Origin of the sequence: Spirillospora sp. NPDC048911, from assembly GCF_043198015.1 — a bacterium.
Lineage (GTDB): Bacteria > Actinomycetota > Actinomycetes > Streptosporangiales > Streptosporangiaceae > Spirillospora.
On record NZ_JBICUD010000002.1, the window covers coordinates 1,322,171 to 1,336,793 of the forward strand.

General features: G+C 71.5%; 11 protein-coding genes. 10 read left to right on the forward strand and 1 reads right to left on the reverse strand.

Features of this window, described 5'->3' with window-relative positions:
* The first annotated feature begins 16 nt into the window (after positions 1 to 16).
* The 8 genes from trpB to ACGFNU_RS13510 all read left to right on the forward strand — a co-directional run bounded on the left by trpB (position 17) and on the right by ACGFNU_RS13510 (position 8,014).
* Entirely contained in the window at positions 17 to 1,252 is a 1,236-nt protein-coding gene (gene trpB, locus ACGFNU_RS13475) for a tryptophan synthase subunit beta (RefSeq protein ID WP_392593181.1), read from the forward strand.
* Positions 1,249 to 2,061, forward strand: a complete 813-nt coding sequence (gene trpA / locus ACGFNU_RS13480; RefSeq protein ID WP_392593183.1) for a tryptophan synthase subunit alpha — start codon at positions 1,249 to 1,251, stop codon at positions 2,059 to 2,061. Before trpB ends, trpA begins: the two co-directional genes overlap by 4 nt.
* A 157-nt stretch (positions 2,062 to 2,218) precedes the next feature.
* Complete coding sequence (locus ACGFNU_RS13485; protein ID WP_392593185.1) at positions 2,219 to 2,710, forward strand: vitamin K epoxide reductase family protein; 492 nt, start codon at positions 2,219 to 2,221, stop codon at positions 2,708 to 2,710.
* Between the two features lie 60 nt (positions 2,711 to 2,770).
* Positions 2,771 to 3,550, forward strand: a complete 780-nt coding sequence (locus ACGFNU_RS13490; protein ID WP_392593187.1) for a DsbA family protein — start codon at positions 2,771 to 2,773, stop codon at positions 3,548 to 3,550.
* Positions 3,551 to 3,721: 171 nt separating this feature from the next.
* Positions 3,722 to 4,480: a DsbA family protein gene (locus tag ACGFNU_RS13495; RefSeq protein WP_392593189.1), complete on the forward strand. Its 759-nt coding sequence runs from the start codon at positions 3,722 to 3,724 to the stop codon at positions 4,478 to 4,480.
* 94 nt (positions 4,481 to 4,574) lie between these two features.
* Positions 4,575 to 6,419 carry a prolipoprotein diacylglyceryl transferase gene (gene lgt, locus ACGFNU_RS13500; protein ID WP_392593191.1) on the forward strand — a complete coding sequence of 615 codons (1,845 nt, stop codon included), beginning with the start codon at positions 4,575 to 4,577 and terminating at the stop codon, positions 6,417 to 6,419.
* 17 nt (positions 6,420 to 6,436) lie between these two features.
* Complete coding sequence (locus ACGFNU_RS13505) at positions 6,437 to 7,135, forward strand: VIT1/CCC1 transporter family protein (RefSeq protein WP_392593193.1); 699 nt, start codon at positions 6,437 to 6,439, stop codon at positions 7,133 to 7,135.
* 66 nt (positions 7,136 to 7,201) lie between these two features.
* Positions 7,202 to 8,014, forward strand: coding sequence for a hypothetical protein (locus ACGFNU_RS13510; RefSeq protein ID WP_392593195.1), 813 nt, complete (start codon positions 7,202 to 7,204; stop codon positions 8,012 to 8,014).
* Positions 8,015 to 8,366: 352 nt separating this feature from the next.
* Here ACGFNU_RS13510 and ACGFNU_RS13515 read toward each other — a convergent pair whose 3' ends face one another.
* The gene (locus tag ACGFNU_RS13515; protein WP_392593197.1) at positions 8,367 to 8,750 is read right to left on the reverse strand and encodes a hypothetical protein; all 384 of its coding nucleotides are present in this window, start codon (positions 8,748 to 8,750) and stop codon (positions 8,367 to 8,369) included.
* Positions 8,751 to 8,819: 69 nt separating this feature from the next.
* Between ACGFNU_RS13515 and ACGFNU_RS13520 the strand changes: the two genes are divergently transcribed.
* Entirely contained in the window at positions 8,820 to 9,734 is a 915-nt protein-coding gene (locus ACGFNU_RS13520) for a hypothetical protein (protein ID WP_392593199.1), read from the forward strand.
* Positions 9,735 to 10,057: 323 nt separating this feature from the next.
* Positions 10,058 to 14,614: a glutamate synthase large subunit gene (gltB, locus tag ACGFNU_RS13525; protein ID WP_392593201.1), complete on the forward strand. Its 4,557-nt coding sequence runs from the start codon at positions 10,058 to 10,060 to the stop codon at positions 14,612 to 14,614.
* Positions 14,615 to 14,623: the final 9 nt, after the last annotated feature.

Below are 14,623 nucleotides of genomic sequence, written 5' to 3' on the forward strand. Positions count from 1 at the left end.
CAGGACGAGACTTCAGATGACCATCGACGCCGCGCGCGGCGCTGCTTCGCCCGTGCCCGACGCGGACGGCCACTTCGGTGCCTTCGGCGGGCGGTTCGCGCCCGAGGCCCTCATGGCCGCCCTCGACGAGCTCGACCGCGAGTTCGAGACCGCGAAGAAAGATCCGGAGTTCGTCGCCGAGCTCGACGACCTGCTCGCCAACTACGCCGGCCGGCCCAGCCTGCTGACCGAGGCCAAGCGCTTCGGCGCGGAGGCGGGCGGCGCCCGCGTCCTCCTCAAGCGCGAGGACCTCAACCACACCGGCTCACACAAGATCAACAACGTGCTCGGGCAGGCGCTGCTCACCCGGCGCATGGGCAAGAAGCGCATCCTCGCCGAGACGGGCGCGGGCCAGCACGGCGTGGCCACCGCCACCGCCGCCGCCCTCCTCGGGCTCGACTGCACCGTCTACATGGGCGAGGTCGACACCGAGCGCCAGGCCCTCAACGTCGCCCGCATGCGGATGCTGGGCGCCGAGGTGATCCCGGTCAAGACCGGCAGCCGGACGCTCAAGGACGCTTGCAACGAGGCGTTCCGCGACTGGGTCGCCACCGTCGGCCACACGCACTACTGCATCGGGTCGGTCATGGGCCCGCACCCGTTCCCGATGATGGTCCGCGACTTCCAGCGCGTCATCGGCGTCGAGGCCCGGCAGCAGGTCCTCGACCTCACCGGGAAGCTGCCGGACGCGGTGATCGCCTGCGTGGGCGGCGGCTCCAACGCCATCGGCACCTTCCACGCGTTCATCCCCGACGAGGGCGTGCGGCTCTACGGCTTCGAGGCCGGCGGCGAAGGCGTCACGACCGGCAAGCACGCCGCCACCCTGGTCGGCGGCTCGCTCGGCGTCATCCACGGCATGCGCACCTACCTGCTCCAGGACGAGGACGGGCAGACCATGGAGACGCACTCGATCTCCGCGGGCCTCGACTATCCCGGCGTCGGCCCCGAGCACTCCTGGCTGCACGACAGCGGCCGCGCCGAATACCGCGAGATCACCGACGCGGAGGCGATGGAGGCGTTCGCGCTGCTCTGCCGCACGGAGGGCATCATCCCGGCCATCGAGTCGGCGCACGCCCTCGCGGGCGCGCTCAAGGTCGGCCGCGAGCTCGGCCCGGACAGCACGATCGTGGTGTGCCTCTCCGGCCGCGGCGACAAGGACATGCACACGGCGGCCAGCTTCTTCGGCCTGATGCCGGAAGGAGAGGCCCGATGAGCGCCCAGGTCGCCTACGCCAAGGCCAAGGCCGAGGGGCGCGCCGCCCTCGTCGGCTATCTGCCCGCCGGGTTCCCCTCCTACGAGGGCTCCCTCGAGGCGCTGCGCGTCATGGTCGAGGCGGGCTGCGACGTCATCGAGATCGGCCTGCCCTACAGCGACCCGATGATGGACGGCCCGGTCATCCAGGACGCCGTGCACCAGGCGCTGGTCGGCGGCTTCAAGGTCGCCGACGTCTTCCGCACCGTCGAGGCGGTGGCGGCGACCGGCGTGCCGACCCTGGTCATGACCTACTGGAACCCGGTCGACCGCTACGGCGTGGAGTCGTTCGCGCGCGACCTGAAGTCGGCCGGCGGCAGCGGGCTCATCACGCCCGACCTCTCGCCCGAGGAGGCCGGTTCCTGGCTGGAGGCGGCGGACGCGCACGACCTCGACAAGGTGTTCCTCGTCGCGCTCAGCTCGACCGACGAGCGCATCGAGAAGATCACCAAGGCGTCTCGCGGGTTCGTCTACGCCGCGTCGCTGATGGGCGTCACCGGCGCGCGCAACGCCGTCGACACCGGCGCGCCGCGCCTGGTCGAGCGGACCCGCGCGGCCATCGAGCGGCAGGGGCTCGACCTGCCGGTCGGGCTCGGGCTCGGTGTCTCCAACGGCGCCCAGGCCGCGGACGTGGCGGGCTTCGCCGACGGCGTCATCGTCGGCTCGGCGTTCGTCCGGCGCATCCTGGACGCCCCGGACGCCGCCGCCGGGCTCGCCGGGTTGCGCGCCCTCACCACCGAACTGGCCGAGGGCGTACGCAAGATCAAATAGGGTCGGTCCCCGGGGGCCGCGGTCGCCCGCGGTTCGTACGGCGAGCTTATGCGCGGTCCCCTAAGGTGTTCCCGAGCCCGGGAGTGGTGGCGTGCCGCCGCGCCCGGGCGCAGGGCTGTCCGGCGGGTGCCGACGGGTGCCGAGTGGGAGAAGGATCATGATGGCTCAGCAGGTCGAGGGACGGGACACGAGCGCGGCGCCGGCGCCCGCCCGGCCGCTCTGGTTCATGCTCACCGCGTGGGTGCTCACGCTCGCCGGGCTCGGCATCTCGATCTACCTGACGATCAGTCACTACGACGAGAAGGCGCTGGTCTGCTCGGCGTCCGGCCAGATCGACTGCCACGCGGTCACCACCAGCAAGTACTCGGAGCTGGCCGGCGTCCCGCTGCCGCTGCTCGGGCTGGGCTTCTTCGTCGCGTTCGCGGCGCTGATCCTGCCGTTCGCGCTGCGCTCGGAGCGGCCGCTGTTCCGCTGGGGCCGGCTGGCCGCCACCGGCATCGGGCTGGTCTTCGTCATCTACCTGGTGACCGTCGAGCTGGCCCTGCTGCACAAGATCTGCCTGTGGTGCACCGGCGTCCACGCCATCACTATCCTGCTGTTCGTCCTTGTCCTGTCCGACGAGTTCCGGCGGATCGGCCAGGTCGACTAGGACCCCACCGCCGAGCCCGCGCGGCCACCCGCCGCGCGGCCCCCGATTAGGAGATCCACAATGAGCAAGGCCGCACGTGAGCGGTCCGCACGGGAGCGGCTGGCCGTCGAGCGCAAGCGCCAGGAGGCACGCGACAAGCAGCGCAGGCTGCTCGCGATCGTCCTCGGCGCGGTGGTCGCCGTCGCGGCGGTCGTGGTGGTCACCGTGATCGTTCTCGACCAGAAGGGCAAGAGCGACCAGAAGGCGACCGCCTACACCGGCGCGCAGGCCCCGCTCACCCGCGACGCCGACGGCTCGATCGTGATGGCCAAGGCGGGCGTCACCGCCCCCACGCTCGAGGTCTTCGAGGACTTCCAGTGCCCGGCCTGCAAGGCGTTCGAGGAGAGCACCGGCAAGACGGTCAAGGAGCTGGCCGCGGCGGGCAAGGTCAAGGTCGTCTATCGGCCGTTCCACCTGTTCGGCCAGTCGGAGAACCCCGTCAAGGAGAACTCACTGCGGTCCGCCGCCGCGGCGCTGTGCGTCCCGGCCGACAAGTGGCTCTCCTACCACGACGCGCTCTTCAAGTTCCAGCCCGAGGAGGGCACCAAGGGCTTCGCCACCAAGGAGCTGATCAACTGGGGCAAGGACGTCGGCGTGACCGACGCGGGCTTCGACAAGTGCGTCACCGACCAGCAGAAGAAGGCGCAGGTCGACACGATGACCACGTTCGCGCTGCAGACCCGCAAGGTCACCGGCACGCCGACCGTCTTCCTCAACGGCCGCAAGCTGGAGAACGACGAGATCGGCAGCCCCCAGGGCCTGGAGAAGGCCGTCAGCGACGCCGCCAAGACCAACAAGTAGTCCGGCCCCGGCCGCTTCCGGCCGTCGCCTTTTCGCCGAGCCGTGGCCCCCGAGCGGGCCACGGCTCGGTGTTTTCTCTCCCTCGGAAGGGTCGCGCCGCCCTGCCGCGCCGCGTCCCGCCGCTAGGGTCGACCCGCGAAACCGCAGGTCGGCGCACAAGTCGGGGGACTGATGAGCATGGTGGACAGGGAGCGCTCGGCGCGGCAGCGGCTGGCCGAGGAACGCTCCAGGCAGGCGGCGCGGGACAAGCAGCGGCGGCTGCTGTTCGTCGTGCTGGGCACGGTGGTGGCCGTGGCGGTCGTCGTGGTCGCCGTCGTGCTCGTGCGCGGCTCGACGGACGACGACTCCGCGCCCGGCTCCGGCTACAAGGGCGCGCTCGCCCCGGCCACCCGGCAGGCGGACGGGTCGGTCGTGATGGCCGAGGCGGGCGTCGCCAAGCCGGTCCTGGAGCTGTACGAGGACTTCCAGTGCCCCGCGTGCAAGAGCGTGGAGGAGAGCCTGGGCACGACGATCAAGGAGCAGGCGGCGGCGGGCAAGGTCAAGGTCGTCTACCGGCCGTTCCGGCTGTTCCAGCAGGAGCCCCTGAAGTCCAACTCCCAGCGCGCCGCCAACGCCGCGGAGTGCGCGCCCGCGGGCAACTGGGTCCGCTACCACGACCGGCTGTACGCCGAGCAGCCCGACGAGGGCGACGTCGGCTTCGAGAACGCCGACCTGATCAAGTGGGGGGCCGAGGCCGGCATCCCCGGCGGCGCGTTCACCGCGTGCGTGAACGGCGGCGAGAAGAACGCGCTGGTCGACCAGGCCACCGCGCACGCGGCCCGGGCCGGGGTGACGTCGACGCCGACCCTCATGCTCGACGGGAAGAAGGCCGCCGCAAGCGCCCTCACACCGGACGGCTTGAAGAAGGCGATCGAGGCGGCCGGAAGGTAGCCCGCCCGCCCGGCCCGCCGCACCGGCGGCCCGTCCGGCCGACGATGCCGATCTTGGGGCACGGAAGGGCCTGGAAGCGGTAACGTCCATGCTCATGCAGTCGGTCGCCTACATTCCGAGCCCCTCCGAAGGTGTCTGGCACCTCGGGCCCATCCCGATCCGCGCCTACGCGCTGATGATCATTATCGGCATCGTCGTCGCGGTCTGGCTGGGCGAGCGCCGCTGGGCCGCCAAGGGGGGCACCCCCGGCGTCATCATCGACGTCGCGGTCTGGGCCGTGCCGTTCGGCCTCATCGGCGGCCGTCTCTACCACGTCATCACCGACTACCAGCGGTACTTCGGCGACGGCCGCGAGCCGGTCGACGCGCTGAAGATCTGGGAGGGCGGCCTCGGCATCTGGGGCGCCGTCGTGCTGGGCGCGCTCGGCGCGGTCATCGGCTGCCGCCGCCACGGCGTCTCGGTGCTGGCCCTGGGCGACGCGATCGCGCCCGGCATCGCCCTCGGCCAGGCGATCGGCCGCTGGGGCAACTGGTGGAACCAGGAACTGTACGGGCGGCCGCTCGACACCTTCTGGGCACTCAAGATCGACTACGGCAACCGCCCGAAGCTGCCCGACACCAGCGTCGACCCCAAGTACGCCGACGTCGCCACGTACCACCCCACATTCCTGTACGAGTCGCTCTGGTGCGTCGGCATCGCGATCCTCGTCATCTGGGCCGACCGCCGCTTCAAGCTCACCCACGGCCGGGCGTTCGCCCTCTACGTGGCCGCCTACACCGTGGGCCGGTTCTGGATCGAGGCCCTGCGCATCGACGACGCCCACCACTTCCTCGGCCTGCGCTTGAACGACTGGACGTCGCTGGTCGTCTTCCTGGGCGCCGTGGGCTACCTCTACTGGGCCCGCAACAAGACCGGCCCCGAGAACGTCGGCGCCGTCGCCACCACCCAGGAGCCGGACACCGTCGCCGAGGAAGAGGCCGTGGAAGAACCGGTGGCCGAAGCCCGGGAGGCCGAAGAGCCGCCCTCGGAAGAGACGGCCCCCGACGAGCCCGCCGACCAACTGCCCGAAGTGGACGAACCCGCGTCCGAGACCCGCCGAGACCTGGAAGTAACCCCGGACCCCGCATCCGAGACCCGCCGAGACCTGAAGCCCGCGCCAGAGCCAGCCTCCGAGACCCGCAGAGACCTGGAACTCGCCCCCGACCCTGAGGCCACCAAGACCGAGCCGACCGTCGCGGACGAGCCCACCCCGCTGGCCGAGGTGTCCGACGAGGCCGAGGCATCCGACGGGATGGCCGTCCCCGCCGGAGCCGAACCGACCAAGGCCGAGTCCACCGCCGTGGCCGAGCCCGCTGCCAAGGCCGAGCCTGCCGCTGCGGACAAGCCCACCCCTGCTGCCGACGCGTCCGACGAGGTGGCCGCCCCCGTCGAACCCGAGCCTGCCAAGGTCGAGCCTGCCGCCGTGGCTGAGCCGTCTGACGAGGCCGAGCCGTCCGCCGAGGTGGCCGAGCCAGCCGGAGCCGAGCCCGCCGCCAAGGTCGAGCCCACCGTCGCGGATGAGCCCATCCCCATGGCCGAGGAGTCTGAGGCGTCCGACGACGTAGCCGAACCCACCAAGGTCGAGCCCGCCGCCGTGGCCGAACCGTCCGACGAGGTGGTCGACCCCGCTGGAGCCGAGCCGACCAAGGCCGAGTCCACCGCCGTGGCCGAGCCCGCTGCCAAGGTCGAGCCTGCCACTGCGGACGAGCCCACTCCCGCGACCGAGCCGTCCAACGAGGTGGCCGAGCCCGCGGCCACGGGCGAGCCCGCTGCCGAGGCGGAGCCCGCAGGCGTGGCCGAGCCTGCTGGTGGGGCCGAGTCGGTGCCCGGGGAGGAGCCCGCTCCGGCCGCCGAGGACAATGGAGACGCCAAGGGCGCTCCTGTGAAGGACGCCAAATAGGCGGCGAAGGGACCGGGGTGGCCGCGGAGAACCATCACAAGCACCGCGACGTCACCGGTGGCTGGCTGCGCCCGGCGGTGTTCGGCGCGATGGACGGCCTCGTCTCCAACTTCGCCCTGATCGCCGGTGTCGCGGGCGGCCAGGCGAACCGGCAGGTCGTCCTGCTGGCCGGGCTCGCGGGCCTGGCGGCCGGCGCGTTCTCCATGGCGGCGGGGGAGTACATCTCCGTGGCCTCGCAGTCCGAGCTGGCCGAGGCGGAGATCGAGGTCGAGCGGCTGGAACTGCTCCGGCACCCGCAGGCCGAGATGCACGAGCTCGCCGAGGTCTTCGAGTCGCGCGGCGTGGATCCCGACGTGGCCGCCGAGGTCGCGCGGCAGCTGTCGCGCGACCCCGAGGAGGCCTTGGAGGTGCACGCCCGGGAGGAGCTGGGCGTGGCCCCGGGCGAGCTCCCCTCGCCGTACCTGGCGGCGGGCTCGTCCTTCCTGTCGTTCGCGGTGGGGGCGCTGCTGCCGGTGCTCCCGTACCTGCTCGGCGGCTCCAGCCTCTGGCCCGCCGCCGTGATCGCGGCGCTGGGGTTGTTCAGCGCCGGAGCGCTGGTGTCGCGCGTGACCACCCGGACCTGGTGGTTCAGCGGGCTGCGGCAGCTCGCGCTGGGCGCCGCGGCCGCCGCGCTCACCTACGGCCTGGGCGCCCTCATCGGAGCGAACGGGCTCTGATCGGAACCCACCGGAAACACCCTTTTGGGCACGCGACGGGCGCGTGTACCGATAGAGTCCCGGACTGTGATCGAGGCTCGTGACACCGAGGCGAAGGGCGGGACCGGCGGGCGGGACTTCTGGCCCGACGACCAGCCCGGCCCCCGCAACTCCAGGCCCAAGCTGTTGCTCGGCGCCGCGGCCGTGCTGGTCGTGGTCGTGCTCGCGGTGGTGGCCGCCGTCGTCCTGACCGGCGGCGACGACGACAAGGGCGGAAAGGGCTCCGCCGGGACGACCAACGGTCCCGGTGTGCTGCCGGTCGCCTACACGCCGCAGATGGCCGACAAGGCCCTGGTCAAGCTGGCCGCGCGGACCGCCGACCCGCGGCCGGTCACCGCGGGCGAGGCCTTCCCCGCCGACACCAAGACCGTCAAGTACCGCACCTACGCGTTCACGCTGGCGGCCTCCCAGGTGTCCGCCGACTGCAAGTCCGTGACGTGGGGGGAGCGCCTGCAGGGCGAACTCGCCAAGTTCCAGTGCACCCAGGTCGCCCGCGGCTCGTACGTCAGCCAGGACAAGCGGCACGTCGGCCAGATCGCGGTCCTCAACATGGTCAGCCAGGACGGCGCCGAGCAGATCGTCCGCACCCTCGACCCCGCCACCAACGCCGGGTTCGTGCTGCCGCTCAACGCCGATGGCCAGCCGGCGTTCGGCAAGGGCTTCAGCGCCGCGTACTCGCAGGTCTACGGCCACTACGTGATCGTGACCTGGGTACAGCGCGCCGGTGGCGCCCAGCCCGCCTCGCTCAACGAGATGATCGACGCGAGCCTCGCCATCGAGAAGCCCGCCGACTTCGTGTGGGGCCGGCTCGAGCTGGTCCCGGCCAAGAAGACGCAGTGATCCGGGCGGGAACGGCCGTGTCACCGCGTCACCGGCAGTAGTCTGCGCCCTCGTGGACCACGATGAGCCCGGCCGGCGTTCCGGCCGCCCCCGCCCCGGGGAGCAGCGGGCGCGGCCCGGCGCCCGGCAGCAGCCGTCCCGCGGCTCCGCGCGCCGATCCGCGCCCCGCAGGCTGGGCTCCGGACGTGGCGCCGCGCGTCCACCCCGCCAGACGGAGCGCCCCCCGGCCCCCCCGCCGCAAAGCGAGTCGCCGCAACCCCAGCCACCCCACGCCCAGCCGTCTCAAGGCGAGCTGCCCTACGGCCAGCCCCCGCAGGGCGAGCCGCCGCAGGGCCAGCCGTCCCTCGGCCAGCTATCTCAGGGCGAGTCGCCCCATGGTCAGCCGTCCCAGGGCGGGCCGCCTTACGGCCAGCCGCCGCAGGGCGAGCCGCGCTATGGCCAGCCACTCCACGGCCAGCCGCCTTACGGCCAGCCGTCCCAGGGCGAGTCGTCCCACGGCCAGCCGCCGCAGGACGGGCCGTCCTACGGCCAGCCACTCCCGGGCCAGCCGCCGCCCTATGTCCAGCCATCCCAGGGTGAGCCGTACGGTCAGCCCTCCCAGGGCGAGTCGCCCTACGGTCAGCCAACGCAGGGCCAGCCACCCCACGGTCAGCCGCCGCAGGGCGAGCCGCCCTATGGCCAGCCACTCCGGGGCGAGTCGCCCTATGGCCAGGCGTCCCAGGGTGAGCTGCCCCATGGTCAGCCATCTCAGGGTGAGTCGTTCTACGGGCAGTCACCTCAGGGCCAGCCGTCCTACGGGCAGTCGATGCAGGGGCAGTCGGTTCCGGACGAGCCCTTTGATGGACAGGCGGACGAGTCGCCTGGTCCGGGCCGGTCCGGTCGGCCTGCCAGGCGTGGGGCCAAATCCAAGGCCGCCAAGTCCAGGCCTGCACAGGCCAAGGGCGCCGAGGGCAAGCGCAACTCCGAGGGGGCGGGTGGCAAGGCTGGGGTGGATCCTCGCTGGTTCTTTGTCGCGGCGGGCGCGCTCGGCCTTGTCGTGGTTCTCGCGGCCGTGGTGATGGTGGTGATCGGGGGTGGGGACGACAAGCCCGCGCCTGGTCCGGCCGCTCCCAAGATCGGTCGGGTGGCGGCGAGTGGTCCGGCGCCCGCCTCGTACTCCAGCTCGCCCTCTGCTGACGCCTACACCGGCATCGCCCAGCGGTCGGCGGACGCCAAGCCGCTCACGGCGGCGGAGCTGTTCCCCTCGTCCGCGTCCACGATCTCGCTGCCGTCCGGCAAGGCCAAGCTGACGCTGAAGGGCAAACGGCTCGACGGCGACTGCGCCCCCGCGGTCTGGGGCAAGTCCGTCGGGGCGGCCCTCGCCGAGGGCGGGTGCACGCAGGCGGCGCGCACGCTGTACGCCGACACCAAGAAGAAATACGCGCTGGCCGTCACGGTGTTCAACCTGGCGAGCGCCGACGACTCCGACCGGATCGTCAAACGGCTCGGGGACGGGCGCGGCGGGGGCTTCGTGCGCCCGCTGACCGCGGCGTCCCCGCTGGACAAGTTCGGGCAGGGCTTCGGGATGGCGCGCGGGCTGGCCATGGGCCACTTCGTCGTCGTCTCCTGGGCCCAGCACCTGGACGGTTCGGGCGACGAGCAGGACGAGGACCTGCTGTCGCTGCTGATCGAGGGCGGCAAGGCCCCGGCGGTGCTCGGGCGCGCCGCCAAGGCCGGCTGATCCTTGATCATCGAGACCACATCAGGACCCGCGTGTGTACGGCACGTTACTTGCGGGTATACGGCGTAACCCGCTAAACATCCGGGCCCGGTGATGATGCTCACCGAGGTCAGGACGTTTTCGTAGGAAACTTGCCCGGTATCCTGGTCTAAACCACTCACCGATGACCTACAGGCGATCGGTGCGCAGGAGTTTCGCGATCCGGTCGAGTCGGGCATGATCCCGGCAGTGATGTAATGTCATCACACCGCAGCAGGGCCAACGTCGTCCCGGACTGCACTGACATCGAAGCCAGTGACACGACGAAGACGACGGGAGGGTTGATGGCTGCTGCTGCCCTCACTCCGGGCCTGCCTCCTCACCAGGGACTGTACGACCCGGCCAACGAGCACGACGCCTGCGGCGTCGGCATGGTGGCCGACCTGCACGGTCGCAAGAGCCACGACATCGTTCAGAACGCCCTGACCGTCCTGAAGAACCTCGACCATCGCGGCGCCGTGGGCGCCGAGCCCGACGATGGCGACGGCGTGGGCATCCTCGTCCAGGTCCCGGACTCCTTCTTCCGCGAGGTCTGCGACTTCGCGCTGCCCGAGGCCGGCTCGTACGCCGCCGGCCTGGCCTTCCTGCCCACCGGCGGCGACGAGCGCGCCGCCGCGGTCGCCCACATCGAGACCCTCTGCGTCGAGGAGGGACTCACCGTCCTCGGCTGGCGCGAGCTCCCGCACGATCCGACCTTCGCCGGTCCGGCGGCCCGCAAGGCCATGCCGCACTTCGCGCAGCTGTTCCTGACCGCCGCCGAGCACGGCCCGCACGCCGGCAAGACCGGCCTTGAGCTGGACCGCGTCGTGTTCTGCATGCGCGAGCGCGCCGAGCAGGACGTGCGCGTCTACTTCCCGAGCCTGTCCAGCCGGACGATCGTCTACAAGGGCATGCTGACGACCCCGCAGCTGGAGCCCTTCTTCCCCGACCTGTCGGACCGCCGCTTCGGCAGCGCCATCGCGCTGGTGCACTCGCGGTTCTCGACCAACACGTTCCCCGCCTGGGAGCTCGCCCACCCGTACCGGTTCATCGCCCACAACGGCGAGATCAACACGGTCAAGGGCAACCGGAACTGGATGCGCGCGCGCGAGGCGCTGCTGAAGTCCGACCTGATCCCCGGCGACCTCTCCCGCATCTACCCGGTGATCGACATCGAGGCCAGCGACACCGCCTCGTTCGACGAGTGCCTGGAGCTGCTGCACCTGGGCGGCCGGTCGCTGCCGCACGCGGTGCTGATGATGATCCCCGAGGCGTGGGAGAACCACACCGAGATGGACCCGGCCCGCCGGGCCTTCTACGAGTTCCACTCCACGCTGATGGAGGCCTGGGACGGCCCCGCGTCCGTCACGTTCACCGACGGCACCGTCGTCGGCGCCGTGCTCGACCGCAACGGCCTGCGCCCCGGCCGTTACTGGGTGACCGACGAGGGCTTCGTCGTGCTGGCCTCCGAGGCCGGCGTGCTCGACATCCCCGCCGACAAGGTCGTCCGCAAGGGCCGGCTGCAGCCCGGCAAGATCTTCGTGGTCGACACCGAGGCCGGCCGGATCGTCGAGGACGACGAGGTCAAGGCCGAGCTGGCGGCGCAGCACCCGTACGGCGAGTGGCTGCACGACGGCCTCGTCCGGTTCGAGGAGCTGCCGCAGCGCGAGCGCGAGGTACCGACCCACGAGACGCTCGTCAAGCGCCAGCAGACGTTCGGCTACACGCTCGAAGAGCAGCGGATCATCCTGACTCCGATGGTCAGGACGGGCGCCGAGCCGATCGGCTCGATGGGCACCGACACTCCGATCGCCGTGCTGTCGGAGCGTCCGCGCCTGCTGTTCGACTACTTCAAGCAGCTCTTCGCGCAGGTGACCAACCCGCCGCTGGACGCCATCCGCGAGGAAATGATCACCTCGCTGCAGTCCACGCTCGGCCCCGAGGGCAACCTCCTGGAGCCGGGGCCGGAGTCCTGCCGGCGCCTCGTGCTGCCCACCCCGATCCTGGACAACGACGAGCTGTCCAAGATCATCCACATCAACGACGAGGGCTCGCTGCCGCATCTGGAAGCCCACGTCGTGCACGGCCTGTACGACGTCGAGGGCGGCGGCGCGGCCCTTGAGCAGCGGCTCGAGGAGATCTGCTCCGAGGTGTCGCGGGCCATCGCGGCGGGCGCGCGGATCATCGTGCTGTCCGACCGCGGCTCGGACTCGGCCAAGGCCGCCATCCCGTCGCTGCTGCTGACCGGCGCGGTGCACCACCACCTGATCCGGGAGAAGACCCGTACCCAGGTGGGCCTGGTCATCGAGACCGCCGAGGCCCGCGAGTGCCACCACATGGCGCTGCTCATCGGGTACGGCGCGTCCGCGATCAACCCGTACCTCGCCATCGAGACCGTCGAGGACCTCATCAAGACCGGGGTCATCGACGGCGTCGAGCCCGCCAAGGGCGTCCGCAATCTGGTCAAGGCGTACGGTAAGGGCGTCCTCAAGGTCATGTCGAAGATCGGCGTGTCCACGGTCGCCTCGTACACCGGCGCCCAGATCTTCGAGGCCATCGGTCTCGGCCGCGAGGTCGTCGACCGCGCGTTCACCGGCACCACCTCCCGGCTCGGCGGCGTCGGCTTCGACGTCCTCGCGGCCGAGGTGGCGCAGCGTCACAAGAAGGCCTACCCGCCCGGCGGCAACGAGGCGGCGCACCGCACCCTCGACGTCGGCGGCGAGTACCAGTGGCGCCGCGAGGGCGAGTTGCACCTGTTCAACCCGGACACGGTGTTCAAGCTGCAGCACGCCACCCGCACCCGCCGGTACGAGATCTTCAAGGAGTACACCGGCAAGGTCGACTCGCAGGCCGAGGAGCTGATGACCCTCCGCGGGCTCTTCCAGCTCAAGGAGGGCGAGCGCCCGCCGGTGCCGATCGACGAGGTCGAGTCCGTCGAGTCGATCGTCAAGCGGTTCTCCACCGGCGCCATGTCGTACGGCTCCATCTCGGCCGAGGCGCACGAGACCCTCGCCATCGCGATGAACCGCCTCGGCGGCAAGTCCAACACCGGCGAGGGCGGCGAGGACCCGCGGCGGTTCGCCCCGGACGCCAACGGCGACCTGCGGCGCAGCGCCATCAAGCAGGTGGCCTCCGGCCGCTTCGGCGTGACGTCCGAATACCTCACCAACGCCGACGACATCCAGATCAAGATGGCGCAGGGCGCCAAGCCGGGCGAGGGCGGGCAGCTGCCCGGCCACAAGGTCTACCCGTGGATCGCCAAGACCCGGCACTCCACCCCGGGCGTGGGCCTGATCTCGCCGCCGCCGCACCACGACATCTACTCGATCGAGGACCTGGCGCAGCTCATCCACGACCTCAAGAACGCCAACCCCGCGGCGCGCGTGCACGTCAAGCTCGTCGCCGAGGTCGGGGTCGGCACGGTCGCGGCGGGCGTGTCCAAGGCGCACGCCGACGTGGTGCTCATCTCCGGGCACGACGGCGGCACCGGCGCCTCGCCGCTGACCTCGCTCAAGCACGCCGGCGCGCCCTGGGAGCTCGGCCTCGCCGAGACCCAGCAGACGCTGCTGCTCAACGGCCTGCGCGACCGCATCGTCGTGCAGACCGACGGGCAGATGAAGACCGGCCGCGACGTCATCATCGCGGCGCTGCTGGGCGCGGAGGAGTACGGCTTCGCCACCGCGCCGCTGGTCGTCTCCGGCTGCATCATGATGCGGGTCTGCCACCTCGACACCTGCCCGGTCGGCGTCGCCACGCAGAACCCTGTGCTCCGCGAGCGCTTCAGCGGCAAGCCCGAGTTCGTGGTCAACTTCTTCGAGTTCGTGGCGCAGGAGGTACGCGAGTACCTGGCCGCGCTGGGCTTCCGCTCCCTGGACGAGGCCATCGGGCACGTCGAGATGCTCGACACCCGCAAGGCCGTCGACCACTGGAAGGCGAGCGGGCTCGACCTGACCCCCGTCCTGCACCAGCCGGAGCTGGCCGACGGCGCGGCCATGCGCCAGGTCACCGGGCAGGACCACGGGCTGGAGAAGGCGCTGGACAACACGCTGATCCAGCTCGCCGAGGGCGCCATCGCGTTCGGCGACAAGGTCGCGCTCGACCTGCCGATCCGCAACGTCAACCGGACGGTCGGCACCATGCTCGGCCACCAGGTGACCAAGAAGTGGGGTGGCGAGGGGCTGCCCGACGACACCATCGACGTCACGTTCACCGGGTCGGCCGGCAACTCGTTCGGCGCGTTCGTGCCCCGCGGCATCACGCTGCGGCTGATCGGCGACGCCAACGACTACGTCGGCAAGGGCCTGTCCGGCGGGCGCCTCACCGTCCGGCCCCCGCTGGACGCGACGTTCGCGGCCGAGACCCAGATCATCGGCGGCAACGTGATCCTCTACGGCGCCACCTCGGGCGAGCTGTTCGCCCGGGGCGTGGTCGGCGAGCGGTTCTGCGTGCGCAACTCCGGCGCGACCGCCGTCGTCGAGGGCGTCGGCGACCACGGGCTGGAGTACATGACCGGCGGCCGCGCGGTGATCCTCGGCGGCACCGGGCGCAACCTGGCGGCGGGCATGTCGGGCGGCATCGCCTACGTGCTCGACCTGGTCACCGAGCGGGTCAACCCCGAGATGGTCGAGCTGGAGGCGCTCACCGACGAGGACCGCGCGTTCCTGCGCGACATCGTCGAACGCCATCGCGCCGAGACCGGCTCGACGGTCGCGGACGGGCTGCTCGCCGACTGGGAGGGCGCCCTCGCGCGCATCACCAAGATCATGCCGCGCGACTACAAGCGCGTCCTCAGAGCCGCCGAGGAAGCGCGCCAGCAGGGCAAGGACGTCGACGAGGCCATCATGGCCGCGGCGCAGAAGTGAGAGGGGGAC